Origin of the sequence: Spiribacter salinus M19-40 (genome assembly GCF_000319575.2) — a bacterium.
Classification (GTDB): Bacteria; Pseudomonadota; Gammaproteobacteria; order Nitrococcales; family Nitrococcaceae; genus Spiribacter; species Spiribacter salinus.
The window spans coordinates 1,175,619-1,201,494 of record NC_021291.1 but is presented as its reverse complement, the minus strand read 5'-3'; the positions used below and the strand labels follow the sequence as shown (position 1 = coordinate 1,201,494).

Annotated in this window: 23 protein-coding genes; 13 read left to right on the top strand and 10 right to left on the bottom strand. The window is 62.1% G+C overall.

Features of this window, described 5'->3' with window-relative positions:
• Positions 1–80: 80 nt before the first annotated feature.
• The 3 genes from acnA to mnmA form a co-directional block, all read right to left on the bottom strand.
• A complete protein-coding gene (gene acnA / locus SPISAL_RS05950) occupies positions 81–2,834 on the bottom strand; it encodes an aconitate hydratase AcnA (RefSeq protein WP_016353571.1) in 2,754 nt (917 codons plus the stop codon).
• 67 nt (positions 2,835–2,901) lie between these two features.
• Positions 2,902–3,519, bottom strand: coding sequence for a high frequency lysogenization protein HflD (hflD, locus tag SPISAL_RS05945; protein WP_016353570.1), 618 nt, complete (start codon positions 3,517–3,519; stop codon positions 2,902–2,904).
• Positions 3,506–4,627 carry a tRNA 2-thiouridine(34) synthase MnmA gene (gene mnmA / locus SPISAL_RS05940; RefSeq protein WP_016353569.1) on the bottom strand — a complete coding sequence of 374 codons (1,122 nt, stop codon included), beginning with the start codon at positions 4,625–4,627 and terminating at the stop codon, positions 3,506–3,508. Before mnmA ends, hflD begins: the two co-directional genes overlap by 14 nt.
• Positions 4,628–4,722: 95 nt before the next feature.
• Here mnmA and clpS point away from each other — a divergent pair, with 95 nt between their 5' ends.
• Positions 4,723–5,043 carry an ATP-dependent Clp protease adapter ClpS gene (clpS, locus tag SPISAL_RS05935; RefSeq protein WP_016353568.1) on the top strand — a complete coding sequence of 107 codons (321 nt, stop codon included), beginning with the start codon at positions 4,723–4,725 and terminating at the stop codon, positions 5,041–5,043.
• 56 nt (positions 5,044–5,099) lie between these two features.
• Positions 5,100–7,370, top strand: coding sequence for an ATP-dependent Clp protease ATP-binding subunit ClpA (gene clpA / locus SPISAL_RS05930; protein ID WP_016353567.1), 2,271 nt, complete (start codon positions 5,100–5,102; stop codon positions 7,368–7,370).
• A 39-nt stretch (positions 7,371–7,409) separates the two neighbouring features.
• Here the strand turns inward: clpA and infA are convergent, their stop codons facing one another.
• From infA to SPISAL_RS05910, 4 genes are all read right to left on the bottom strand, one after another.
• A complete protein-coding gene (gene infA / locus SPISAL_RS05925) occupies positions 7,410–7,628 on the bottom strand; it encodes a translation initiation factor IF-1 (protein ID WP_016353566.1) in 219 nt (72 codons plus the stop codon).
• 65 nt (positions 7,629–7,693) lie between these two features.
• Positions 7,694–8,416, bottom strand: a complete 723-nt coding sequence (locus SPISAL_RS05920) for an arginyltransferase (RefSeq protein WP_041389257.1) — start codon at positions 8,414–8,416, stop codon at positions 7,694–7,696.
• Positions 8,409–9,140: a leucyl/phenylalanyl-tRNA--protein transferase gene (gene aat, locus SPISAL_RS05915; RefSeq protein WP_016353564.1), complete on the bottom strand. Its 732-nt coding sequence runs from the start codon at positions 9,138–9,140 to the stop codon at positions 8,409–8,411. The genes SPISAL_RS05920 and aat overlap by 8 nt, the downstream gene beginning before the upstream one ends.
• A complete protein-coding gene (locus tag SPISAL_RS05910) occupies positions 9,133–10,290 on the bottom strand; it encodes a GNAT family N-acetyltransferase (protein WP_016353563.1) in 1,158 nt (385 codons plus the stop codon). The genes aat and SPISAL_RS05910 overlap by 8 nt, the downstream gene beginning before the upstream one ends.
• An 86-nt stretch (positions 10,291–10,376) precedes the next feature.
• Here SPISAL_RS05910 and SPISAL_RS05905 point away from each other — a divergent pair, with 86 nt between their 5' ends.
• The 6 genes from SPISAL_RS05905 (at position 10,377) to SPISAL_RS05880 (ending at position 16,782) form a co-directional block, all read left to right on the top strand.
• Positions 10,377–12,719, top strand: a complete 2,343-nt coding sequence (locus tag SPISAL_RS05905; RefSeq protein WP_016353562.1) for a DNA translocase FtsK — start codon at positions 10,377–10,379, stop codon at positions 12,717–12,719.
• A gap of 3 nt (positions 12,720–12,722) precedes the next feature.
• Positions 12,723–13,325, top strand: a complete 603-nt coding sequence (gene lolA, locus SPISAL_RS05900; RefSeq protein WP_016353561.1) for an outer membrane lipoprotein periplasmic chaperone LolA — start codon at positions 12,723–12,725, stop codon at positions 13,323–13,325.
• Positions 13,322–14,629, top strand: coding sequence for a replication-associated recombination protein A (locus SPISAL_RS05895; protein WP_016353560.1), 1,308 nt, complete (start codon positions 13,322–13,324; stop codon positions 14,627–14,629). The genes lolA and SPISAL_RS05895 overlap by 4 nt, the downstream gene beginning before the upstream one ends.
• Positions 14,630–14,700: 71 nt before the next feature.
• Complete coding sequence (crcB, locus tag SPISAL_RS05890; RefSeq protein ID WP_016353559.1) at positions 14,701–15,084, top strand: fluoride efflux transporter CrcB; 384 nt, start codon at positions 14,701–14,703, stop codon at positions 15,082–15,084.
• A gap of 14 nt (positions 15,085–15,098) precedes the next feature.
• Entirely contained in the window at positions 15,099–16,382 is a 1,284-nt protein-coding gene (gene serS / locus SPISAL_RS05885) for a serine--tRNA ligase (RefSeq protein WP_016353558.1), read from the top strand.
• Positions 16,383–16,395: 13 nt separating this feature from the next.
• Positions 16,396–16,782, top strand: a complete 387-nt coding sequence (locus SPISAL_RS05880; RefSeq protein ID WP_041389254.1) for an N-acetyltransferase — start codon at positions 16,396–16,398, stop codon at positions 16,780–16,782.
• Positions 16,783–16,801: 19 nt separating this feature from the next.
• Here the strand turns inward: SPISAL_RS05880 and SPISAL_RS05875 are convergent, their stop codons facing one another.
• A complete protein-coding gene (locus tag SPISAL_RS05875) occupies positions 16,802–17,473 on the bottom strand; it encodes a 7-cyano-7-deazaguanine/7-aminomethyl-7-deazaguanine transporter (protein ID WP_016353556.1) in 672 nt (223 codons plus the stop codon).
• Here SPISAL_RS05875 and SPISAL_RS05870 point away from each other — a divergent pair.
• A complete protein-coding gene (locus tag SPISAL_RS05870) occupies positions 17,472–18,851 on the top strand; it encodes an MATE family efflux transporter (RefSeq protein ID WP_016353555.1) in 1,380 nt (459 codons plus the stop codon). The genes SPISAL_RS05875 and SPISAL_RS05870 overlap by 2 nt on opposite strands.
• On the opposite strand, the gene hisC is transcribed toward SPISAL_RS05870, so the two are convergent.
• Complete coding sequence (gene hisC, locus SPISAL_RS05865) at positions 18,817–19,890, bottom strand: histidinol-phosphate transaminase (protein WP_016353554.1); 1,074 nt, start codon at positions 19,888–19,890, stop codon at positions 18,817–18,819. The genes SPISAL_RS05870 and hisC overlap by 35 nt on opposite strands.
• A gap of 214 nt (positions 19,891–20,104) precedes the next feature.
• Here hisC and SPISAL_RS05860 point away from each other — a divergent pair, with 214 nt between their 5' ends.
• Positions 20,105–21,718, top strand: coding sequence for an ABC transporter permease (locus tag SPISAL_RS05860; RefSeq protein WP_144060443.1), 1,614 nt, complete (start codon positions 20,105–20,107; stop codon positions 21,716–21,718).
• Between the two features lies 1 nt (position 21,719).
• Here SPISAL_RS05860 and SPISAL_RS05855 read toward each other — a convergent pair whose 3' ends face one another.
• Positions 21,720–22,859 carry an ABC transporter ATP-binding protein gene (locus SPISAL_RS05855; protein WP_081633251.1) on the bottom strand — a complete coding sequence of 380 codons (1,140 nt, stop codon included), beginning with the start codon at positions 22,857–22,859 and terminating at the stop codon, positions 21,720–21,722.
• A 141-nt stretch (positions 22,860–23,000) separates the two neighbouring features.
• On the opposite strand from SPISAL_RS05855, the gene SPISAL_RS05850 reads away from it, so the two are divergent.
• The 3 genes from SPISAL_RS05850 to xerD all read left to right on the top strand — a co-directional run bounded on the left by SPISAL_RS05850 (position 23,001) and on the right by xerD (position 25,876).
• Complete coding sequence (locus SPISAL_RS05850) at positions 23,001–24,026, top strand: extracellular solute-binding protein (protein ID WP_016353551.1); 1,026 nt, start codon at positions 23,001–23,003, stop codon at positions 24,024–24,026.
• Between the two features lie 108 nt (positions 24,027–24,134).
• Positions 24,135–24,944 (top strand): slipin family protein, encoded by an 810-nt coding sequence (locus SPISAL_RS05845; RefSeq protein ID WP_016353550.1) that lies wholly within the window; start codon positions 24,135–24,137, stop codon positions 24,942–24,944.
• Positions 24,945–24,949: 5 nt separating this feature from the next.
• A complete protein-coding gene (gene xerD / locus SPISAL_RS05840; protein WP_016353549.1) occupies positions 24,950–25,876 on the top strand; it encodes a site-specific tyrosine recombinase XerD in 927 nt (308 codons plus the stop codon).

The window sequence follows — 25,876 nt, the reverse complement described above, 5'->3', positions numbered from 1 at the left end:
AGAAATTCAGAAACAAAAAACCCGGCTCAGTGCCGGGTTTTTTGATGGGCATTTCTGCCCACGGTGGCGTTTGCGTCCTTTCAGGCTGCCGCCTGAGACCGATTCGCAAGCTCCCGCAATACATAGTGCAGGATGCCGCCGTTGCGGAAGTAGTCCCACTCGGTCGGGGTGTCCACCCGGACCTTCGCCTCGAAGCTTTTCACCTCGCCATCGGGTGTGACAGCCCGAACGGTAACCATGGTGGGCTCTGCTTCCAGGCTGCCGATGCTGAAGGTCTCCTCACCGGTCAGGCTCAGGGATTCGGCACTGTCGCCCTCATTGAACTGCAGGGGGACGACGCCAAAACCGACAAGGTTAGAGCGGTGAATCCGCTCATAACTCTCAGCGATCACCATGCGGACCCCCAGCAAGGCGGTGCCCTTCGCAGCCCAGTCACGGCTGGAGCCGGTTCCGTACTCCTTACCCGCGAGGACAACGAGCGGTGTGCCTTCCTGCTTGTAGCGCATCGCCGCATCGTAGATCGACGTCTGCTCGCCATTCGGGAAGTAGGTCGTCCAGCTGCCCTGTGTGCCAGGCGCAAGCTCGTTTTTGAGGCGCACGTTCGCGAACGTGCCACGCATCATGACCTCATGGTTGCCGCGCCGGGAGCCGTAGCTGTTGAAGTCCTGCGGCATAACGCCAAGATCCTGCAGGTACTGCCCGGCTGGACTGTCGGCTTTAATCGCACCGGCCGGTGAGATGTGATCGGTGGTGATGGAATCACCTACTTTCACAAGGCAGCGCGCCTGGCGAATCTCCGAGATCTCACTCGGCTCCAGCCCCATGCCTTCGAAGTAAGGGGGGTTGCGTACATAAGTGGAGTCGGGCCACTCATAGATCTCACCCTCGGGCGCCGGCAGTTTGCGCCAGGCCTCAGAGCCTTCGAACACATTGGCATACTGCTCGCGGTACATGTCCGAGTTGATGTGCTTCTCGATAATGTCCGCAATTTCCTTCTGGCTTGGCCACACGTCTTTCAGATAGACCGGCTCACCATTCGGGTCAGTGCCCAGCGGCTCGGTGGACAGGTCACGCGTGACGGTGCCAGCCAGGGCATAGGCCACAACCAGGGGCGGAGAGGCCAGGTAATTGGCTTGGACATCCGGGTGAATGCGGCCTTCAAAGTTGCGGTTGCCGGAGAGCACACCCGAGACCATCAGGTCGCCCTCACGGATCGCCTCACTGATCGTCTCCGGCAAGGGGCCGGAGTTACCGATACAGGTGGTGCAGCCAAAGCCGACCACATCAAATCCGAGATCTTCCAGCGGCTTCATGAGCCCGGCTTTGCCCAGATAGGCCGGGACGACCTGCGAGCCTGGAGCAAAGGAGGTCTTGACCCACGGTTTCGTGGTCAGCCCCCGCTCGTGGGCCTTCTGGGCCACGAGCCCCGCCGCCACCAGCACAGCTGGGTTAGACGTGTTGGTACACGAGGTGATGGCCGCGATCACAACATCGCCGTGCTTGAGCATCTGCTGCTCACCGTCCAGCTCGACGTTGACGGCACCGGCTTCGTGCCAGAACTGATTACCGGGTGCGGTGTCACCGCCTTCGCCCTCGAACCGTGCTTCATCGGCATTGGGCATCGTGCCCCGCGCCGTGAGCTCCTCTTCGAGGTAGTTCAGGAACGAGCGCTTCGCATCCGTGAGCGCAATGCGATCCTGAGGGCGCTTGGGCCCTGCGATGCTGGGCACCACCTCACTCAGATCGAGGGTGACGACATCGCTGTAGTCGGCATGGCGAGCGCCGGTCTCGCGCCACATGCCCTGCTCGCGGGCGTAGGCTTCCACCAGTTCGATGGTCTCTTCCTCGCGGCCAGAGCTGCGGAGGTATTCAACAGTCTCAGCGTCGATCGGGAAGATGCCGCAGGTCGCGCCGTATTCCGGCGCCATATTGCCGATGGTGGCGCGATCAGCCAGGGGCAGATTATCCAGACCATCGCCGAAGAACTCGACGAACTTACCGACAACACCTTTTTTACGGAGCATTTCCGTAACCGTCAGTACCAGGTCGGTGGCCGTTGCGCCCTCGCGCAGAGAACCGCGGATTTCGAAGCCAATGACCTCAGGGATCAGCATGGTGATGGGCTGACCGAGCATCGCGGCCTCGGCCTCGATGCCACCGACGCCCCAGCCAAGCACGCCCAGGCCGTTTACCATCGTGGTGTGCGAGTCCGTCCCGACGAGCGTGTCCGGGTAGGCAAACGTTCCCTCACTGGTCTCCTTGGTGAATACCGCTTTCGAGAGGTATTCGAGGTTGACCTGATGGACGATGCCGGTGCCGGGCGGGACCACGCGGAAGTTTGAAAACGCCTTCTGGCCCCAGCGCAGGAACTTGTAACGCTCCTCATTGCGCTTGAACTCGATTTTGGAGTTTAGGTCGAGTGCGTTGGCCGTTCCGTAGTGGTCAACCATCACGGAATGGTCGATGACCAAATCCGCTGGCTCCAACGGGTTAATGAGCTCAGGGTCGCCACCCAGATTTTTCATGGCATCGCGCATGGCGGCCAGGTCAACAACCGCGGGTACGCCGGTGAAGTCCTGGAGCACCACACGGGCCGGCATGAACGAAATCTGATCGGTTGGACCTGATTTTGGATCCCAGTTGCAGAGCGCCTCGATCTGCTCGGTCGTGACGTTCTTGCCGTCTTCCTTGCGGAGCAAATTCTCCAGCAGGATTTTCAGTGAATAGGGGAGCCGATCGACGTCGTAGCGGTCGCGCAGCGCGTCCAGCGCGTAAATCTCATAGCGCTTACCGTTCACATCGAGCGTTTTCTGGGCGTTGTAACTGTTACTCATGCTTCCTCCGGGCGTTCAGCTTATCGATATTTTACATGACGCGATGCCGCAATGGCAGGTTGGCTGATCAGGTCTCACCCAGCTGCGCTCGGGCAGACTCCACAACCGCGCGCCGTTGCAGGACGAGCCGTATCCGGCCCCCGCCATTGGCCCGCCAGAGTCCCGCCGCGCGGATGGCCGACAGCAGCAGGCTACGGATCATGGCGGCGTTGCCCGCATCCTGTAGGTGTTGGGCGTGGCCCTGAACCACAATGCGTGGCCGGTGAGGGCTGATCTGCCGAGCGTAAATGTCGGCGAGATTGTCGATCACGTTGCTGTGGTCAACCGCGTCGAAGTACTGCGCCTGGCTCCGGGCACGATCGAGGTCGCTAATCAGCGCCTGGAGCCGCTGCTTATCTCGGGCCAGACGCCGCTCGAGCTGCATGATGGCGACCAGATAGCGCGTCAGCTGCAAATTTTGCGGCTGCGATAGATGTTCGACGAGGGTTTGCAGCCCCGTGCTCAATCCGTCAGCGCCGGCATACAGCTCGGAGACGGAGCCCTGATAGGCCCCCAGTAACCCCTGCAGGCACGGTCGGATTCGGCGGCTATCTCGGCGGCCGTGCTCGGCAATGCCGCGCACCTCGCTGAGCGCCTGAAAGAGCGCAGCGAGAGCCATCGTCTCCTGTGCATCAGGCCGCGCCAACAGCGCTCGCCTCCGGGACCGGGATACGCGTGTCGATGATCCCACCGCCAAGGCAGACTTCACCGTCATACAGAACCACGGACTGCCCCGGAGCGACGGCACGCTGGGGCGTATCGAAATCGACACGCCAGCGGCCCGCATTGACTGGGCGCAGCGTTGCCGGCTGATCGGGCTGGCGGTGACGCAGGCGGGCCGTGCAGCGTTTTTCGCCCATGGGACCCTGTCCATCCACCCAGTGCCAGTCGCTGGCAAACAATCCGATGTTCATGAGTGCGGGATGGTCGTGGCCCTGGGCAACCAGCAGGCGATTGTTTTCCAGATCTTTTTCCGCCACATACCATGGCAGTCCTGGTCGGTCGGCATGCCCCCCGAGGTGAAGCCCGCGACGCTGCCCAAGCGTGTAGAAGGCCAGTCCGACGTGCTCACCCAGTACCCCGCCATCGACACTCACAATGGGCCCGGGGGAGGTGCTGATGTATCGAGCGAGGAAGGCGCGGAAATCACGCTCACCAATAAAGCAGATGCCCGTGCTATCGGGCTTGTCGTAGTTGCCGAAGCCAGCGGAATCCGCCAGTCTGCGAACCTCGGGCTTGGCAAGATTGGCCAGCGGGAAGATCGCACGCGACAGTGGTTCCTGTCCGAGGGTGTACAGGAAGTAGGTCTGGTCCTTGTTACGATCGCTGGCCCGCAGGAGCTGGTGCGCACCGGCTGGGCCGCCGATGCCCGCATAATGGCCAGTCGCCACATAATCCGCGCCGAGCCGCTCGGCATACTCAAGGAAGGCCCGAAACTTGATACGCTGGTTGCACAGGATATCGGGGTTCGGTGTTCGGCCCGCCCGGAACTCGCCGAGGCAGTGCTCGAAGACCTCTTCCCGGTAGGCGGATGCAAAATTGGCGCGGTGCAACGGGATATCGAGGGTATCGGCAACCTGGCGGGCATCCGCGAAGTCTGCTTCGGCGTTGCAATGACTCGTCGAATCATCGTCTTCCCAGTTTTTCATGAACAGACCCTCGACGCGGTAGCCCTGCTCACGGAGCAACCACGCGCTCACGGCCGAATCGACACCGCCTGACAGCCCTACAATGACGCGAAACGCACTGTTCATAAGCGAGAGGATAACATTGGCGCAGCGGGTCGGACCTTTTAGAATCGGGTGTTCATCCCCATATCTTTTACTGACCGCGGCCAGGGCATATCGGCATGAGTGAAGAGAACGATCCGAAACGCGACGACGACCTGTCGGTCGAAGAAGCGAAGCCGCAGGTCAAGCAGCCGCCGCTCTATCGGGTCGTATTGCTTAACGACGACTACACGCCGATGGAATTTGTGGTAGAGGTGCTGCAATCGTTTTTTCGAATGGATCGAGAGCAGGCCACCCAGGTCATGCTGCATGTTCACACCCGGGGCAAAGGCGTCTGCGGTGTGTTCAGTCGAGACATAGCCGAGACTAAAGTCGATCAGGTCAATGACTACGCCCGTGAGCATGACCATCCGTTGATGTGCACGATGGAACCGGCCTAGACCGGAACCGGCCTGCCATTGGCGGGTCCAATACGCAGGATTTAGGTGAGAAGCGAATGCTAAGTAAAGAACTCGAGTTCACGTTGAACCTCGCTTTCAAGGAAGCCCGCGAGAAGCGACATGAGTTCCTGACCGTGGAGCACCTGCTGCTGGCGTTGACGGACAACCCGGCAGCCCTTGAGGTCTTGCGTGCTTGTGGCGCGGATCTTGATGCTCTGCGCAAGGAGCTGGAAGACTTCCTTGACGAGACGACGCCGCTGCTGCCGCCGAATGACAACCGCGAGACCCAGCCAACGCTGGGATTCCAGCGCGTTTTGCAGCGGGCGATCCTGCACGTGCAGTCCTCTGGCAAAAAAGAGGTCAGCGGCGCCAACGTGGTGGTGGCGATCTTCAGCGAGCAGGAGTCACAGGCGGTGTACTTCCTGCACAAGCAGAATATCTCCCGCCTCGATGCGGTGAATTTCCTCTCTCACGGCATTTCGAAAGTGGCGGGCGAGGAGGCGAGTGGCGAGCCGGATTCGTCCAGTGAACAGGGCGAGGCTGATGAGGAAGGCGGCAGTGCCAAACCCCTCGAGAGCTACGCCACCGATCTCAACGCGCGGGCTCGTCAGGGCAAGACCGATCCGCTGATCGGCCGCAAGCACGAGGTCGAGCGCACCATTCAGGTCCTTTGCCGGCGGCGCAAGAACAACCCGTTGTATGTTGGCGAAGCGGGTGTCGGCAAGACCGCAATTGCCGAGGGCCTGGCCAAGCTCATTGAAGACGGCGATGTGCCTGAGGTGCTCTCGGACGCCACGATTTACTCGCTGGACATGGGCGCGCTGGTGGCCGGCACCAAGTATCGGGGCGACTTTGAAAAGCGCCTGAAAGGCTTGCTGGCTCAGCTGAAGAAAGAAGAGCACGCCGTGCTGTTCATCGACGAAATCCACACCATTATCGGTGCGGGCTCGGCATCCGGTGGCGTGATGGACGCCTCCAACCTGCTCAAGCCCATGCTGGCGAGCGGCGAGCTGAAATGCATCGGCTCGACCACCTACCAAGAATATCGCAGCATTTTCGAGAAAGATCGGGCATTGGCTCGGCGCTTTCAGAAGATCGATGTCTCCGAGCCCACGGTTGATGAAACCGTGCAGATTCTGCGTGGCCTCAAGACCCGGTTCGAGTCGCATCATGGCGTGCGCTACACGAATCCGGCGCTGGAGTCGGCCGCGGAGTTGGCGGCGAAGTACATCACCGATCGCCATTTGCCGGATAAGGCCATCGATGTGATCGATGAAGCAGGTGCCAATCTGCGGCTGCTGCCGCCGTCCAAAAAGAAAAAGACGGTGGGTGTCGGCGATGTGGAAACGATTGTTGCCAAGATGGCGCGCATCCCACCGAAGCGGGTGTCCACCTCGGATATGCGTTTGCTTGAGACCATGGAAAAAGATCTCAAGCGCGGCATTTATGGGCAGGACGAGGCCATCGATACGCTGGCAGCGACCATTAAAATGTCGCGAGCCGGGTTACGGGACACCGAAAAGCCTGTGGGCAGCTTCCTTTTCGCAGGCCCAACCGGTGTGGGTAAAACCGAGGTCACGCGACAGCTGGCCGAGGTGATGGGGATCAACATGATCCGCTTCGACATGTCCGAGTACATGGAGCGGCACACGGTGTCACGCCTGATCGGGGCGCCGCCCGGCTATGTGGGCTTTGATCAGGGCGGATTGCTCACCGAGGAAGTGCTCAAGCACCCACATTCGGTGGTCTTGCTCGATGAGATCGAAAAGGCGCATCCGGATGTGTTCAACCTGCTGCTGCAGGTGATGGACCACGGCTCGCTTACCGATAACAACGGCCGCCATGCGGATTTCCGCAACGTGATCCTGGTGATGACGACCAACGCGGGTGCTGAAGAGCAGAACCGGCGCACGATCGGGTTTACGCCACAGGATCAGAGCAGTGATGCCCTTGAGGTCATTCGCAAGCAGTTCACGCCTGAGTTCCGTAATCGGCTGGATGCGATCATTCAGTTCAACGGCCTGGCGCCTGAGGTGATCCAGCGGGTGGCGGAGAAGTTCATCCGAGAGCTGCGTCATCAGCTTGCGGAGAAGCACGTCACCATTGAGGTCAGTGATGCAGCCCGGGCCTGGCTCGCCGAGCAGGGATTCGACCCGAAAATGGGCGCCCGGCCCATGGCTCGACTGATTCAGGATCGAGTGAAACGGCCATTGGCCGACGAGCTGTTATTCGGCAGGTTGTCGAACGGCGGTCATGTGCAGGTTGATCTGGACGACACCGGCGAGGCGCTCGCATTCAACATGGATACACCAGAACCGGTGGAGTAGGGGAACGCCCCGCCCGGGGCAACGTTGGCCGGGTGGGGGTTACCTCGCCCGGTAAACGATTCGGCCCTTGTTCAAGTCATAGGGCGTGAGCTCGACGGTGACATTGTCGCCGCGCAGGATGCGGATGTAGTGCTTTCGCATCTTCCCGGAGATATGTGCGGTCACGGTGTGGCCGTTCTCCAGTTCAACACGAAACATGGTGTTGGGCATGACTTCGGTAATCGTGCCCTGCATCCGGATGTTTTCTTCCTTCGACATCAAGCCTCTCTCTTAGGAATCCAAACCTGCCATTCTACCGGAGCACCAGGGGATCACCAAGCTGTTCAGCTGGCGGGAACCGGTTCCCAGCCCATGGAGGTCAGCCGTTCGTGGGGACGGAACCCCGCCTTGTAGGTCATCCCCGCCAGCCCCGCAATCCAGTAGCCGAGATAGAGCCACTCGCGCTGCCGCCGGCGAGCCTCCTCAATCTGCAGCAGAATGGCCAGCGTACCGAGACTCCGCCGCGGCAGGTCCGGGTCAAAAAACGTGTAAACCGCGGATAAGGCGCCGCCGGTGTCATCCGTCACGGCGACGCCAAGCAGTTGGCCTGCAAGGCGCATCTCCAGGAACTCGGTGGGACACCAACTGGCGGTCAGGTATTGCCAGTACAGGTCGGGATCGGCCTCATCCATGCCGCCCCCTGGATGCCGTGCGCGCACGTAGCGGTCGTAGAGGGCGAAATGCGCTGGGTCGAACCGAAAACCCACATTCACCAGGTCCACATCGGCATTGTCGCGCAGGCAGCGGCGATGGCGTCGGCGGGGTGTGAACTCACCAACGGGTATCCGCAGACTCTGACAGGCCTGACACCCGGGGCAGGCCGTCCGGTAGAGATGCTCGCCCCCGCGCCGAAACCCCTGGGTGAGCAGCTCGTCGTAGAGGGCCGGGGTGGGTGTCAGTCGGGGATCGACAAAGTCGAACTGCGAGGGCCGGTCATGCAGGTAGGGACAAGGTCTCAGGCCAGTACCGAATAATCGCAAATGCGCCTGGGAATCGGGCCTAGTCATGCCGATAGTCTTTCACATCCAGCGTCCACGGCCCAAGGTGCGTGGCATGGCGCTGGCTGGCGGCAAGGGCGAGCAGGAAGCGCCGTCTCGGCAGCGATTGCGCCCCCAGGCTGGACAGATGTTCGGTCGGCATCTGGCAGTCGAGGAAGTGGAACTCCCAGGCCCTGAGTTGGGCACAGAGCCAGGCCATGGCGATTTTGCTGCCGTTTGTGGCCCGGCTAAACATGGATTCCCCGAAAAATGCTCGACCCAGAGAGACGCCATACAGCCCCCCGATGAGCGCGCCATCGCGCCAGACCTCAATGGAATGAGCCAGTCCGACGGTATGTAAGCGGCTGTAGGCCGCCTGCATGTCGGGCGTGATCCAGGTGCCGGGCTGGTCGGCGCGCGGCGCGGCGCAGGCCTGCACCACGGCATCGAAGGCATGATCAAGGGTCACGGTATAGTCCAGGCGTCGTAAGGCACGATCGAGCGATCGGCTGATATGAAGGGTCCCCATCGCAATGATGGCGCGGGGGTCAGGACTCCACCAGAGGATCGGCTCACCCGGGGAGTACCAAGGAAAGATGCCAGCCCGGTAAGCGGCTTCCAGGCGCTGGGGAGACAGCGAAGCGCCGATGGCCAGCAACCCATTGGGTTCGGCAAGCGCGGTCTCTGGATCCGGCAGTGGCGTCGTCTCGTCATCAGCCGCCAGCCAGGGAATGGGCAGCGCCGCTTCAGTCACGGGGGAGTCGCTCCAGCACCTCGGCGCGATACGGGGCGTCCTGCTCCAGATCTCGTGCGAAGGCTTCTACCGCGGGGCGTTCACGCGCCAGAAAGTCACCCACAGCCGCTCGAAAGCGCTCATCCGCCAGATAATGCGCCGACCGGGTCAGCGTTGGCAGAAACCCACGGGTAACCTTGTGCTCGCCCTGGGCGCCGGGTTCAAACCGCGCCAGCCCCGTCTGGATGCAATATTCGATGCCCTGGTAATAACAGGTCTCGAAGTGCAGATCATCGTACTCTCGGGCACAGCCCCAGTAGCGGCCGTACAGCGTGTCTTCGCTGCGCAGGCAGATCGCACCGGCAACCGGCACGCCGTATTCCTCTGCAACGAAGAGCACGACCTGGCGACCCAGTTTTTCCCCGAGCTCGGCAAAGCAGGCGCGGGTGATGACGGGCAGATTGCCGTGCTCATGAAAGGTTTTGGTGTAGAAGCCATGCAGTGCGTCCCAGAGGGCGTCAGTCGCCTCATCACCGTGAACCACGCGCATCGACAGGCCTTGTTCGGCAACGCGACGACGCTCTCGCCGAATGTTTTTGCGCTTCTTCGAACTCATTCCGCTGAGGAAGTCCTCGAAATCGCTGTATCCGGCGTTCTGCCAGTGGTACTGACAGCCAAGGCGCACGTCGTGGTCAGCGGCCGATAAGGTGTCGATGTCCGCTGGGTTGGCGAACAACCAGTGCACGGAGCTCACCTCCATGGCTTCCATCATCTGCCGCGCACCATCCGCGAGGGTGTGCCGCAGGCCATCCGCTGGATAATCAGGGTTCAGCAGCATTCGGGGACCGTTCACCGGGCTGTAGGGGACTGCGATGACGAGCTTGGGGTAGTAATCGAGGCCGTTGCGCTCATAGGCATGTGCCCAGGCAAAATCAAAGACGAATTCCCCCCAGGAATTCCCCTTCAGGTACGCCGGTGCGGCGGCGGCCAGCGTTTGGTCATCCCAGAGCAGCAGGTGGTAGGGCACCCAGCCATTGTCTTCGGATACGGCGCCGTGGTGTTCAAGGGCCGCGAGAAACTCATGACGCAGGAACGGATTGTCCGCACCCGCCAGTGCATTCCAGCGCTCGGCATCGACGTCGCTGATCGAGGGGATTGCTCGGAGTTCCATGGCTTAATTGACCGTGATTGCGTGGCTGAAGTGCCGTGGCCGCCTGACGCTGCTAAAGGCCGGGAGCCTACTGTACACTGCGCCTCATGGCAGACAAGACGACAGCTCGCCAACCCCTGGCGCCGATCAGCCAGCAAATGGGCCGGATGCTCCGTGAGGCCGCCTTTTTGCTGTTGCTGGCGGTGGCCGGTTTCATGCTGCTCGCGCTTCTGAGTTACGACCCGGCGGACCCGGGCTGGAGTCAGGCGCGGCCAACCGCCGGCGTCAGTAATGCAGGCGGTCTCGTCGGGGCGTACTGGGCCGATCTCAGCTTGTATCTGTTCGGCTATCTCGGTTTTCTCTTTCCCATACTGATCGGTTTGCTGGGCGCGCTGTTGTTTCGCTGGCAGCGCCGGGACGGCAAAGTGCATTGGGGCATTGTTGGCGTGCGCGTGGCGGGCTTTGCCCTGACCTTGATTGCCGGCGCCGCCCTGGCGCGCCTGCACGTCGAGCCGATGGCCGGCACCGTCCCGCTGAGTTCCGGCGGCGTACTGGGTAACCTGGTTGGTGATCGCATCGAGCAGGCTTTCAGCTTCACTGGTGCGACGCTGCTGGCTCTGTCGGTCTTTCTGGCGGGCGTGACCCTGTTTACGGGGCTGTCCTGGATTGCCTTGATGGATCATCTGGGGCACTTCGTGTTGGCGCAAGGGCATTATCTGACGCTGGCCCGTAACAAGCTCCAGGACCTTCAGGCGGCGCGCCAGGCGCGCCAGCAGCGCCAAAGCGCGCGTCAGGAAGAAAAGCAGCGCGCACGCAAGCGCCCCAAACCGGCGATTGCGCCCCCCGCCGCTGATGCGCGACCGGGTGAGCGGGCCCGCAAGGAACAACAGATCCAGCTCTTTGAAACGCCGCCAACACCGGGTGAACTGCCACCGGTTTCGCTACTCGATCCGCCGAAAACCGAAAAACCCGGTTATACCCCGGACGCGCTGGAGGCCATGTCCCGGTTGGTGGAGCATAAGCTGCGCGACTTCGGTATTGAGGTTGAGGTGGTCGCGGTGCAGCCCGGCCCAGTCATCACGCGCTTTGAGCTCAAGCCAGCGGCTGGCGTTAAAGTCAGTCAGATCACCAACTTGGCCAAGGACCTGGCCCGCGCGCTTTCGGTGACGGCGGTGCGCGTTGTCGAGGTCATTCCCGGCAAGTCCGTGGTGGGCCTCGAGATCCCGAACGAGCATCGCCAGGTGATTGCCCTGTCCGAGATCGTGCGCTCGGAGGAGTTCGAGCAGAATGCCTCGCCGCTAACGCTTGCCATTGGCAAGGACATCGGCGGATACACCCAGGTCGTGGATCTCGGCAAGATGCCGCATCTGTTGGTTGCCGGTACCACGGGTTCAGGTAAGTCGGTGGGGATCAACGCGATGATTCTCAGCCTGCTCTACAAAAATGGCCCCGAGCAGGTCCGCACCATCATGATTGACCCGAAGATGCTGGAGCTCTCCGTGTATGACGGCATCCCGCATCTCCTCGCGCCGGTGGTGACCGACATGAAAGAGGCCGGCAATGCCCTGCGCTGGTGCGTTGCCGAGATGGAGCGCCGCTATCGGCTCATGGCGAGCTTGGGCGTGCGCAACATTGCTGGCGCCAATCGCAAGATCCGGGAGGCCAACGAGCGCGGTGAGCCGTTGACGGATCCCCTGTGGGCACCCCCGGATGACCGCATCGAGCCGACCCTCGACGGTGACGGCGAGGCACCGAGCGCGCCCGTGCTGGAGCCGATGCCCTACATTGTCGTGGTGGTTGATGAGTTTGCCGACATGATGATGATGGTGGGCAAGAAGGTGGAAGAGCTGATCGCCCGGCTGGCCCAGAAGGCGCGTGCCTCGGGTATCCACCTCATCCTGGCGACGCAGCGCCCCTCCGTGGATGTCATTACCGGGCTCATCAAGGCCAATATCCCTACCCGGATGGCCTTTCAGGTGTCCTCCCGTGTCGACTCCCGCACCATCCTCGATCAGATGGGGGCGGAGTCGTTACTGGGCCACGGTGACATGCTCTACCTCGGCCCGAGCAGCCGGGGCATTCCCGAGCGGGTCCATGGGGCGTTTGTCTCCGATGCCGAGGTCCACCGGGTGGCGGAACACCTCAAAAAGAGCGGCGAGCCGGCGTACATCGAGGGGCTCCTCGAGGAATCCGGTGCGGATGGCTCAATGCCAGGGCTCGCGGGCGACATGAATGCAGGCGGGGGCGAGGCCGATCCGCTCTATGATCAAGCCGTGCGGATTGTCACCGAGACCCGCAAGGCATCCATCTCCGGCGTGCAGCGGCGTTTGAAGATCGGCTATAACCGGGCTGCACGGCTGGTCGAAGAAATGGAAGCCGCGGGGATCGTCGGGCCGCTGCAGTCCAACGGCGGTCGCGAGGTCATCGCCCCACCGCCACCGAAGGACTGAGTCATGCGCAGGTTCATTGCCTTGTGTCTCCTGCTGCTGGCGCTGCCGGGTCATGCCGACGTCGAGCAGCTGGAGGCCTACTTCGAGCAGACCGACACACTGGTTGGTTCGTTCGTGCAAACCACCCGGGATGAGGCGGGCAATCTGGTCGAGGAGGCTGAAGGGGCGTTCTGGATTGCGCGCTCGCAGCGCTTTCGCTGGCATTACCGCACACCGTATGAGCAGATCATCGTCGCTGATGGTAAGCGTCTGTGGGTGCATGACGTCGATCTTGAACAGGTCGTTGTCCGGCCGTTGGATGATGCGATGGGTGCCGGTGCGGCGCAGTTGTTGAGCGGCGACATGGCCAATCTGCGCGACAACTTTCAGGTCACCGCGGGCGATGACGCCGGCCAGGTCGAACTTCAGCCCACCGATCCAGCCTGGGATTTCCAGCGTATCCAGCTGCAAATGAACGCTGGCGTGCCTGTTCAGATTGTGATTGAGGATGGCCTGGGCGACCGGATCGAAGTGCAGTTTCGTGAACTTGAGCGCAACGCGTCGATTGATGAGGCGCGCCTGCGTTTCGAGCCGCCAGAGGGCGTGGATGTGATCGAGGGGTCATGACGGACTGGACCCGTCCGCTGGCTGATCGCATGCGCCCGCAGACCGTCGCGGAATTCGTCGGCCAATCCCATTTGCTCGGCGCCGGGCGCCCGCTCGGTGAAGCCGTTGCCGCTGGACGGCTGCACTCCATGGTGCTCTGGGGCCCGCCAGGTACGGGCAAAACCACCCTGGCGCGAATGATGGCCGCCGCCGCGGATGCCGATTTTCTGACGCTCTCGGCGGTGATGTCCGGCGTGAAAGATATTCGGGAGGCGGCGGCCGCCGGGCGTAATAGCCGGGATCAGGGTCGCCAGACGCTGCTGTTTGTCGACGAGGTGCATCGCTTTAACAAGTCCCAGCAGGATGCCTTTTTGCCGTACATCGAGGACGGCACGCTCTTGTTTATCGGTGCCACCACTGAGAACCCGTCATTCGAGCTCAATAATGCCCTGCTGTCACGGGTTCGGGTGTACGTGCTGCGGGCGTTGGATGCCGAGGCCATTGGCGCGCTGCTCGATCGCGCCATGGCGAATTCGGAAAGGGGGCTCGGCAGTCGGCAACTGACGCTGAATGCCGAGCCCCGTGATGCGATCGCCCGACTGGCCGATGGCGATGCCCGCACGGCCCTCAGCTTGCTTGAGGTTGCTGCCGATCTGGCGGGTGATGCCGGTCTGATTGATCAAGCCGTGATCCGCGAAGCGGCAGCGGGGGGCCGGGCACGTTTTGACAAGGGTGGAGACGCCTTCTACGACCAGATCTCGGCGCTGCACAAATCTGTCCGGGGGTCTGCGCCGGACGCGGCCCTCTACTGGTTTGCCCGTATGCTGGAAGGGGGGTGCGATCCGCTCTACATCGCGCGGCGGGTGGTACGAATGGCCTCGGAGGATATTGGCAATGCCGATCCGCGTGGCCTGCAAGTTGCCATGGATGCCTGGCAGGCGCAGGAGCGCTTGGGCTCGCCCGAGGGGGAGTTGGCCGTTGCCCAGGCGATTGTGTATCTGGCTTCCGTCCCCAAGAGCAATGCCGTCTATCAGGCCTTCAACGCCGCGATGCAGGATGCCCGGGCCCATGGCTCCCTCGAGGTGCCAGTGCATTTGCGCAATGCACCGACAAAGCTCATGAAAGAGCTGGGTTACGGGCATGCGTATCGCTATGCCCACGACGAGCCAGACGGCTATGCCGCGGGTGAGACATATCTGCCGGATGCGCTGGCCGGCCAGCGGTATTACCAGCCCGTCGAGCGTGGTCTTGAGCAGCGAATCGCTGCGCGGCTCCGTGAGCTTGAGGCACGGGATCAAGCAGCGCATGGGAAGCCGTCCACCTGAGCCGGCGGGCGCTTCGATCCCGACCCCGCTTTCGCGTAAACTCACGGCCTTTCGTTAACGAGGTAGGTGGCATGCCGGTTCCGGGTGACTGGGTCGCGGTCGCAAGTGGAGGTGCCCTCGGGGCCACGCTGCGCTATGCAGCCACCCTGTCCGTGAATCGGCTGCTGCCCAGCGCCTTCCCCTGGGGGACGCTGACGGTGAACGTGGCGGGTAGTCTGCTGATGGGCGTGGCCTATGTGCTGCTCATCGAGCGCGGATTGTTGGCACCGGCCTGGCGTCATTTTTTGACGGTCGGTCTGCTGGGTGGGCTGACCACGTTCTCGGCATTCTCGCTGGATGCACTGACCCTGATGAGCCATGGCGCGATCTTGCGCGCCGCGGCCTATGTCCTGGCGAGCGTTGTGATCTGTATAGGGGCAGCGGCAGTGGGTGTGCTGCTGGCCCGCGGTTTTTAGGACGATGAACGGCCATGCTTGATCAAAAAACCCTGAGGCAGGACCCGGCCGCGGTTGCCGAGGCCCTCGCTCAGCGCGGGTACGCCTTTGATGCGCCAGCCTATGCCCGGCTGGAGACGCAGCGGCGTGACTTGCAGTCGCGGGCGGAATCGCTTCAGCACGAGCGCAATGCGCGCTCCCGGGCGATCGGGGAAGCCAAGGGCCGGGGTGAGGATATCGAGCCATTGCGCGCTGAAGTCGCACAGCTGGGCGATGATCTGAAAGCCGCCGAAGCCGAACTGCAAGCACTTCAGGCAACGCTTCGCGACCTGCACCTGGAATTGCCGAACCTGCCGCACCCCTCCGTGCCTGCTGGTGCAGACGAATCCGAGAATGTGGAACTGCGCCGCTGGGGGACCGTGCCGGACTTCGATTTTCGCGCGCGTGACCATGTCGAGCTGGGCGAGCGGTTGGGCGGACTGGATTTTGGTGCCGGCGCGAAGCTCTCCGGGGCGCGTTTTGTTGTCATGCAGGGTTCGATCGCGCGACTACACCGGGCGTTGGCGCAGTTCATGCTGGATGCTCACGTGGCCACGCACGGGTATACCGAGACGTATGTGCCTTACCTGGTGGGTGAGTCGGCGCTGATCGGGACGGGGCAGTTGCCCAAGTTTGCCGAGGACTTGTTCGCGGTCGCACATGACGAGCATCGGCTGCATCTGATCCCGACCGCGGAAGTGCCGCTCACCAACCTCGCGGCGGGAGAGATTCTTGAGCCTGAGCAACTCCCCGTTGGCTATGTCTGTCATAGTCCGTGTTTTCGCTCCGAGGCCGGATCGTATGGACGTGATACACGCGGCATGATTCGTCAGCACCAATTCGATAAGGTTGAGTTGGTGCAGCTTACCCGTCCAGATGATTCCTATGCGGCCCTCGAGCGTCTGACCGGGCATGCCGAGGCGATCCTCCAGCAACTCGATCTGCCCTATCGGGTGGTGACGCTGTGTGGCGGCGACATGGGCTTTGCCGCGGCCAAGACCTATGACATCGAAGTCTGGTTGCCAGGGCAGGACTGCTATCGGGAGATTTCCTCATGCAGCAACACCGAGGCGTTTCAGGCGCGACGAATGCAGGCACGCTGGCGCAACCCGGATACCGGACGCCCGGAGCCGCTGCACACCTTGAACGGCTCGGCACTGGCCGTTGGCCGCTGTCTGGTCGCTGTCCTGGAGAACAATCAGCAGGCCGACGGCAGCATTGCCGTGCCAGAGGTTCTGCAACCCTATATGGCCGGCCAGGCCTGGCTTGCGCCGAGCTGAGGCGGAGTTCTGAATGACAATGACTGGTGTGCACGCTGCTATGCAGGCCTGGCTCGAGCGAACCGTGCCAGACGACAGCGACCCCGAGGCAACGCTGGCCTACCGCTGGTTCGGTCACGTTCGGGCCGTGCTTGAGGCGGAATCGGACTATCTGGTGCTGATGCGCATCGAGACGGAGCCGGCTCAGCGAGCCCAGGGCGAGGCGAGCGCCGTGCTGGCGTGGCTCACGGATTGTTGTGATCGCCATGGGGTGACGCTGTTGGGCCAGGCCAATGCAGACGACGGCAGTGGGCTCAGTCAGCAGGCGCTAATGGCGTGGTACGCCCGCCATGGCTTCCAGGTGGATGATACCCACCAGGGCCAGCCGCTGGTGTGGTATCCGCATCGCCCAGTGAGCTAAGCCGGGCGCAAGGGCAGCGCTATCGCGGCGCTGCCTCGAGTGTGATCCGGCCGTCAGGGCCGAGCAGATGCCGCTGTAACCAGGTCAATGCCAGGCCATAGGCTGGCAGAAACAGCAGCAGCGAGATGATGATCTTCGAGGCGTAGTCCACCAGGGCGATCTCTGGCCAGTTGGCCGCCATAAACGGATCGGGGCTGGCATAAAAGGCCAGGCCAAAGAAAGCCAGCGTATCGGCGGCGTTGCCAAAGACTGTCGAGACCGCCGGTGCGATCCACCAGCGGTTATTACGGCGCAGCCGATCAAAGATATGGATGTCCAGCAGCTGGCCGAGGGCATAGGCCATAAAGCTTGCCATGGCAATTCGGCCAACGAAGGTATTGAAGCCAATCAGGGACTCTAAGCCCTGAAAGCTGCCTTGCTGAAAAAGGCTCCCCAGGCCATAGGAGACCAGCAGTGCAGGCGCCATGGCGAATAAGATAATCCGCCGGGCAGCCACTTTGCCGAAGGTGCGTACCGTGAGGTCGGTCGCCAGAAAAATGAATGGAAACGAGAACGCACCCCAGGTCGTATGCAAGCCCGCAATCGTAATCGGCAGCTGCACCAGATAATTGCTGGCGGCGATGATGCCGATATGCGCGAGCGCCAGAATGAGCAGCGCCTGACGGAATTGATGAGGGGTAACGGTTTTCATGGCGCCAGAGTATAGCAAGCCAGACACCGCTGTTGGCCCCTCAGTGGCCCGTCACCGCATGATGGCGCTGGCCTGGCCGCTGATTCTGTCGAATATCACCGTCCCGTTGCTCGGACTGGTGGATACCGCTGTCGTGGGGCATTTGCCGGATAGTCGTTATCTCGGCGGTGTGACACTCGGGGCGACGTTGTTCAGTTTCCTTTTCTGGGGGTTTGGCTTTCTGCGTATGGGCACCACGGGCTTGACCGCCCAGGCCCATGGTCGGGGCGACGTTAGCGCCGTCCTGCGCCTCCTCGGTCAGAGTTTGCTGCTTGCTTTGGGCATTGGGCTTGCGCTGATTGCGCTCCACCCATGGCTGATTGCCATCGGTCTTACGCTGCTGGATGGCAGCCCAGCGGTCACTGCAGAGGCCGAGATCTATGCCCGAATCCGAATGGCCAGCGCCCCCGCCGTGCTGGCGAACTATGCCCTGATTGGTTGGTTTCTCGGGCGCGGGTACAGCAAGGTCACGCTCGTGCTGATGGTGATCAACAACACCGTCAACATCCTGCTCGATCTGCTGTTTGTTGTGGGTCTCGGCATGGCCACTGACGGCGTCGCGTTGGCCAGTGTCATAGCCGACTATCTGACGCTTGCCACGGGGCTGGGCCTAGCGCTCTGGGCCTGGCGAGATTGGAGATGGCCCCGGGTGCGTGGGGTGTTGAACGATGCCGTCGGTTATCGGCGATTGTTGAGCGTGAACGGCGCGTTGTTTGTTCGCACGCTGTGTCTGCTGTTCGCCTTTGCTTTTTTTCATGCCCAGGGTGCCAGCCTCGGTGATACCACATTGGCTGCCAACGCGGTGTTGCTGCAATTCGTTTTGCTGGCGTCTTATGGTCTGGACGGGTTCGCTCACGCCACGGAGTCACTGGTGGGTCAACGCATCGGTGCCGCGGATGAGCCGGGTTTCAAGGCGGTGGTGCGGGCCGCGACCGAGTGGTCCATGCTGATGGCTGGTCTGGCGAGCCTAGTGTTTTTGCTCATCGGTGACGCGCTGATTGCCGTGTTGACCGACCTCTCGGCAGTCCGGGTGATGGCCGGGAGCTATCTCATCTGGGTGGTGGCCATGCCGCTGTTGGCTGCGGCGAGCTATCTGCTGGATGGCATCTTCATCGGGGCAACAAAACCGCGAGCGATGCGCGACACCATGATTTCCGCGCTTTTCCTGGTGTATCTGCCGGTATGGTGGCTAGCGCAGCCCCTGGGTAATCATGGGCTGTGGCTGGCGTTTATCGCCTTCACTGTGGCGCGTAGCGTGCTACTGGGTACGGTGTTTACCCGGGCCTGGCGTCGGGGCAGCTGGTTTACCGCAGAAGATCGCCGAGCGCGCCCAGCATGAGGTTGTTCTGCGCTTCGGTACCAATGCTGATGCGCAGGCAGTTCTCCAGCCGGGGTGTGGAGAAATGCCGCACCAGAATGCCGCGGTCCTTGAGGCCCTCGTACAGTCCGGCCGCGTCTTTGCGCGCGTCGACCGGCACCTGCGCCAGGCAAAAGTTTGCCTCGGTGTCGGGGATGGTAAACCCGCGGGTACGCAGGGCGGCACACACACGCTGACGTTCTGCGCGAACGGCTTGCCAGGTGCGCTTGGCCGCCGCCTGGTCCGCCAGTGCGGCGGCACCCAGGGTATCTGCCACCGCGTCAACGCTGTAGCTGTCACGGGTTTTGGTCGCGATTGGGGCGATCAGGCCGGGCGCGCCAATGCCGTAGCCAAGACGCAGGCCGGCCAGGGAGTAACCTTTCGACAGCGTCCGCAGGATCAGGAGGTTGTCGTGTCGGTTCACCAGTGAAAGCACGTCATGCCCCGGGTCCGCAAAGTCGACGTAGGCCTCGTCGACCAGCAGCACGCCATCGAGCTCACTGGCGAGCGCATCGATGCGCTCGGCCGATGTGAGGTGACCACTCGGGGCATTCGGGTTAACAAATAGGGTGAGCGGTACGCCGGCCGCGTTCATTCGGGCGCCAAAGTCATCTGGCATCGACCAGTCAGCGCCAAGCGGCTCGGCGTGTACCGGGCTGCCGTGGATGGCGGCGAGCACCGGATAGAGTGAATAGCTCGGCTCCGCAATCCCGATCGGCTGGGCTGGCTCGACAAAGGTCGTGATGGCCAGGCGCAATAGCTCATCGCCACCGTTGGTGGCAACCAGTTGGTCTGTGCTGAGCTTGTGCAGGCGAGCGGCCTCAGACAGAAATGTGGCTGCGCTCGGAGAGGGATAACGGCGCAATGCCTCAGGCTGGAGGGCGCCGAGCGCCACCATGACGGATTCGGCGGGCGGGTAGGGATTCTCGTTGGTATTCAACTTGATGATCCCACTATCCGCTGGCTGCTCGCCTGGCGTATAGCCTGTCATGGCCTGAATCGCGTCGCGTTCGTATTGCATGCTCGGATGATACCCCGCGGATGGCACGCTGTAACACCGCCGCGCATGCGTGGGGCTGAAAAACGGTGTCCGTGGGCGTACTATGTGGACCAATCTGGTCCACTTACTGATTTACGTCTGAGGAGCCCTGCCGTTGGCCGTCACCGCCCGCCGATCTCTGCCCCTCGCCGCACGTCTGGCCCTCGCGGCCCGACGGACCGGGGTCTGGCCAGTCATGATGGCCTTGGTCGCCTTGTTCGTGGCCTTGCCGGTGCTGACGGTACTGGCGCAGATTTTCATGCCGGCACCGGATATCTGGGGTCATCTGGCCAGCACGGTATTGCCGCGCTATCTCATTAACACCGCTGGCCTTGCCATTGGCGTGGGCGTAGGCGTGCTGGTGATTGGTGTTGGAACGGCCTGGCTGGTGGTGATGTGCCGCTTTCCGGGGCAGCGCATTTTTGAATGGGCTCTGCTGTTGCCGCTCGCCGTGCCGACCTACGTGATCGCCTATGCGTATACCGACTTTCTGCAGTTCTCTGGTCCATTGCAGAGCCTGTTGCGCGATTTCTTCGGCTGGGGGAGTGGCGATTACTGGTTTCCACCGGTTCGCTCGCTTGGCGGGGCAATAACGCTGCTCTCGCTTGTCCTTTATCCCTACGTCTATCTGCTCACGCGGGCGGCATTTCTCGAGCAGTCGGTGTGCGTGCTCGAGGTGGGCCGAACCCTCGGCCGCGGGCCCTGGAAGTTGTTCGGGACGATTGCGGTCCCGCTCGCGCGGCCGGCCATCGCTGGCGGCACGGCGTTGGCGCTGATGGAGACGCTCAACGAGTTTGGTGCGGTGCAGTTCTTCGCCGTGGATACCTTCACCACCGGGATTTATCGGACCTGGTTCGGGCTTGGCGAGCGAACCGCGGCCGCTCAGCTGGCGGGCGTACTGCTGCTGTTTGTGCTGCTGTTGCTCCTCCTCGAGCGCTTCTCACGGGGGCGGGCCCAGTTCTTTCATACCTCTAGCCGTTACCGTGAACTGCCGCGGTATGAACTGGGGCCTGGGCGGCGCTGGCTCGCCATGGCGGCGTGTGCGCTGCCGGTCGTGTTGGGTTTTGTGGTGCCGGCGCTGTTGCTACTGCAGATGAGCGTCACCGCAGGTGATCAGAAGCTGGGATGGGCGTTTGTACCCTACATCTTCAATAGCGTGACGCTGGCCGGTCTGGCAGCGCTGCTTGCGGTTGGTCTGGCCGTCCTGCTGTCTTACGGCGTTCGCCTGGCGCCTTCGCCATTGACTCAGGCCGCTGTGCGGGTCTCGGCAATGGGCTACGCGATTCCTGGCGCCGTGATAGCGGTTGGCATTCTGATCCCATTGGGGTGGGCTGATCAGCAGATTTATGGCCTATTAAAAGGCGAGTTTGGGTGGGATGTCGGATTAATCCTGACAGGATCAGGCATCGCTTTGGTGTATGCCTATCTGGTGCGTTTTCTCGCGGTTTCCTATAACGCGGTCCAGGCCAGTCTAACCAAGGTCACGCCGACCATGGATGCGGCCTCGCGCACGCTGGGGCGCACGCCGGGCGGCACGTTGCGCCGGGTGCATGCGCCGATCATGCGCGGCAGTCTCCTGGGTGCGGGCATTCTGGTGTTCGTGGATGTCATGAAGGAACTACCCGCGACCATCATCTTGCGACCATTCGACTTTACAACGCTTGCGGTGCGCTCCTACGAGCTCGCCTCGGACGAGCGGCTGAGTCAGTCCGCAACCGCTTCGCTGGCGATTGTGCTGGTGGGTATCCTTCCTGTGATTTTGCTGAGTCGGGCCATGCGGCGCTCGCGGCCGGGGTCGCAAGCCAGCTGAATCAAGCGGGGAAGACGAAGGCCTGGGTCGGGTCGAGGTGGATATTGATGGGTTCGAGCCGCTCGGGCAGAAAAACCCCGGGCATGTGGGCATGCATGTGGAATTCGTCATTGCCCTGATGGACGCACAGGTGGATGAAGCTGGCGCCTCCGAGCAGCCGCGACATCAGGACATGGCTGGTGCTGTGGTCACGCGCGCCTGAGCGCTTTTCGACCCGCAATGCCTCTGGGCGGATCAGCACCTGGGCGGGCGTGCCGTCCGCCAGGTGGCTTGCGTCGACTGGGCCGACCGGGGTCTCCACCCGGCCATCCGCCACCACGCCGAGCACTTCATTGACGTCGCCGAAAAAGCGCACCACGAAGGGATCTGTCGGGCGGCAGTAAATATCGGTGGGGTTGCCCTGCTGGACGATGCGTCCATCGCGCATGACGGCGATACGATCGGCCATGAAAAGCGCCTCTTCCGGGTCATGGGTTACCAGCAGGGTGGCGGTCCCGTTGCGCTTGAGCAGATGGAGCGTGTCATCTCGAATGCGGTCACGAAGCCGCGCATCAAGGCCTGAGAACGGTTCATCGAGCAGCATGATGCGGGGTGATGGCGCCAGTGCCCGGGCAAGGGCCACGCGCTGTTGCTGACCCCCGGAGAGGACATGCGGGAAGCTTTCAGCGAACGGCGCCAGGCCAAGCTGGGCGAGCAGTGCTCGAGCGCGTTGCTCCCGTTCCCTCGCCGAGAGTTTCGGCAAGCCAAACCCGACGTTATCCATCACGCTCAGATGCGGGAAAAGCACGGCATCCTGAAAGACCAGGCCGACCTGTCGCTGCTCGGGCGGGGTCCAGATGCTGCTCTCGGAATCGGACATGAGCGTATTGCCGATGCGCACGCGCCCGGCTTGCGGGCGCTCAAGGCCGGCGGCGAAGCGCAGCAGGGTGGTTTTGCCGCAGCCCGATGGACCAAGCAGGCAGAGCAGTTCCTCGGGCTCGACGCTGAGGTTGATGTCCTCCGCCGCCGTGACCGTTTCGAAATCGTGGCTAATGTCTTCCAGGCGCAACGCCTCGCCAGCGGGCGAGGGGCACGGTGCCTGGACGGCGGATACGCCGCCTGCCGGAAACCGGGAGACGAGACTGTCCTGATGAGCGCTCATCCTCAGAGTGTCGGCCATGGCCCGGCGTTATTGCAAGCGATTCTCATTGCCGGTTGACCCGTCAGTGGAGGTCAGGTTAAATGCTCCTAGATGCGAATGGTTCGCATCCGCATTAACTAAAACCATTGCAAGGAGACAATCATGTCCAGCAAGACTCGTGGCGCATCGCTAATGCTTGGCGTGGGCCTCATGGCGGGCGCCAGTGTCGCCGGCGCTCAGGCGTTGAATCTCTACACCGCACGCCACTACGACTCGGACGAGGCCCTTTACGAGGCATTCGAGGCGCAGACGGGCATTGAGGTGAATGTCCTGCAGGGCGATTCAGACCAGTTGATCGAACGGATTAGCCGGGAGGGTGAAGCCAGCCCCGCCGATGTTTTCATGACCGTCGATGCCGCCCGACTCCGGCGCGCAGAGGAAGCGGGCATCTTTACCGCCGTTGATTCGCGCACCCTCGAAGACCGTATTCCCGAGGCACTGCGCCATCCAGAACAGCTCTGGTTCGGCTTTAGTGAGCGGGTTCGCGTGATCTACTACGACACCGAGGTATACGACGAGCCACCGCTGTCGCGTTACGAAGACCTGTCAGCCGCGCGTTTTGATAATGAGGTCTGCATTCGCTCCTCGAGTAATGACTACAACCAGTCGCTGGTTGCCTCCTTGATTGCTGCCAATGGCCTGGAGGCTACTGAGATCTGGGCCGAGGGTTTGGTCGAGAACATGGCCCGCTCACCGCAGGGCGGCGACACGGACCAGATTCGGGCCGTCGCCGCCGGTGAATGCAGTCTGGGTGTCGGCAACCATTACTACTGGATCCGCCTGGCGACCTCCGATGATCCGGACGATCAGGCAGTCGCTGATCGCACGGCGATGATCTTCCCGAACCAGGATGGCCGGGGCACCCATCGGAATATCGGCGGTGCCGGTATGGTCTCGGGCGCACCGAACGCGGAGGCAGCGCGGCAATTCCTCGAGTTCCTGGCGTCCGATGAGGCGCAGTCGCTCTTTTCTGCGGGCAATAACGAATTTCCGGCAGTCCAGGGCGTCGAGCCCATCGAGCCGCTCCAGCCCTACGCTGACAGGCATCTTGATGACCTGAATGTCGCGGTGCTTGGTGAGAATAATGCGGATGCGGTTCGCCTAATGGATCGGGTAGGCTGGCGCTAGTCGGCCCGCTCTTTGTCCCGGCCAGGCCGCAGTGGGTCGAACCCCACTGCGGCCTGCTTGTCACAAAGGCAACGCCGTCTTTGTACACAGTGGTCGGGAGGCCATCGAATGACCATACCGGTATTGATTGTCGTCGCTGCCCTGGCAGCCATTGTCATCGCAGCATTCCGGGTATTCCGGGAATATGAGCGAGCCGTAGTGTTTTTGCTCGGGCGTTTCTGGAAAGTTAAAGGGCCTGGGCTCCGGTTAATTATTCCGCTGATCCAGCAGGCCGTTAAGGTCGACTTGCGTCTGGTGACGCTCGATGTCCCCTCGCAGGATGTGATCTCCCGCGATAACGTTACCGTGAAGGTCAATGCGGTGTTGTATTACCGCGTGGTTGACCCGGAGCGCGCCGTTATTCATGTCGAAGACTTCAGCGCGGCGACCAGTCAGCTTGCACAGACGACGCTGCGCTCGGTGCTGGGCAAGCACGATCTCGATGAGATGCTCTCCGAGCGGGACAAGCTCAACTCTGATATCCAGGAGATTCTCGACACCCAGACCGATGCCTGGGGTATCAAGGTGGCCAATGTTGAGATCAAGCACGTCGATCTGGATGAGTCGATGATCCGGGCGATTGCGCGACAGGCCGAGGCAGAGCGTAATCGACGCGCGAAGGTGATTCATGCCGAGGGTGAATACCAGGCCTCACAGCAGCTCTATGAGGCAGCGAACGTGCTCTCGGGCAATCCCCAGGCGATCCAGCTGCGTTATCTGCAAACGCTGAGTGATATTTCGGTGGACAACGCCTCGACCATCGTCTTCCCGGTGCCGATGGATCTTCTGAAGCACCTTAGTCCCCAGGCCCTTCAGACCGGTGGGGCACCCTTCCAGCCCCAGTCCCAGCCGCCGGCGACGGATGGGGACGAGGAGTAATCCGTATGCCGGTTCACGAGCCCAGGGCGACTGAGGTGGCAGAATTGCCCGCCGTCGTGGCGGGTTTTCTGGACGCGCTCTGGATGGAGCGAGGGCTGGCGGAGAATACGCTCGCAGCGTATCGCAGCGACCTGCAGGGCTTTGATGCCTGGCTGAAACGCCGCGGTCGCCACCACCTGCTTGAGGCTGGCCGGGCGGACGTCATGGGGTATCTGGCGGCACGGGTGGCAGGTGGTGCCAGCCGTCGGACCAGCGCCCGGTTGTTGTCGAGCCTCAGGCGTTTCTATCGCTATCAGATTCGTCAGGGCGCCATGACAGAGGATCCGACCGCACGGGTTGATGCGCCGAAACCGGACCGGCCGCTGCCCGGTGCCCTGACCGAATCGGATATTGACCGCCTGCTTGCTGCGCCGGACGAGCACACCCCCATGGGCCGTCGGGATCGCTGTATGCTCGAGGTGTTGTATGCGACCGGACTGCGGGTCTCAGAACTTGTGGACCTGCAACTCGACGAGGTCAATCTACGCCAGGGTGTGGTGCGGGTAACGGGCAAGGGAGGCCGAGAGCGTCTGGTGCCACTGGGAGAGCAGGCGCAGGATGCGCTCGCTGATTATCTGGAGCAGTTTCGCGGTGCGTTGAGTGCGCGCCCGAAGACGCGGGCGGTGTTTATTACGGCGCGTGGCACGGGCATGACACGCCAGGCCTTCTGGTATTTGATTCGGCGGCATGCGGTGTCTGCGGGCATCCAGCAGCCGCTGTCACCGCACACGCTTCGCCATTCGTTCGCTACGCACTTGCTCAACCATGGGGCGGATCTGCGTGTGGTGCAGATGCTGCTTGGCCACAGTGATCTGTCGACCACGCAAATTTACACACACGTCGCTCGGGCGCGGCTACAAACCCTTCACGCCGAGCATCATCCGCGCGGATAG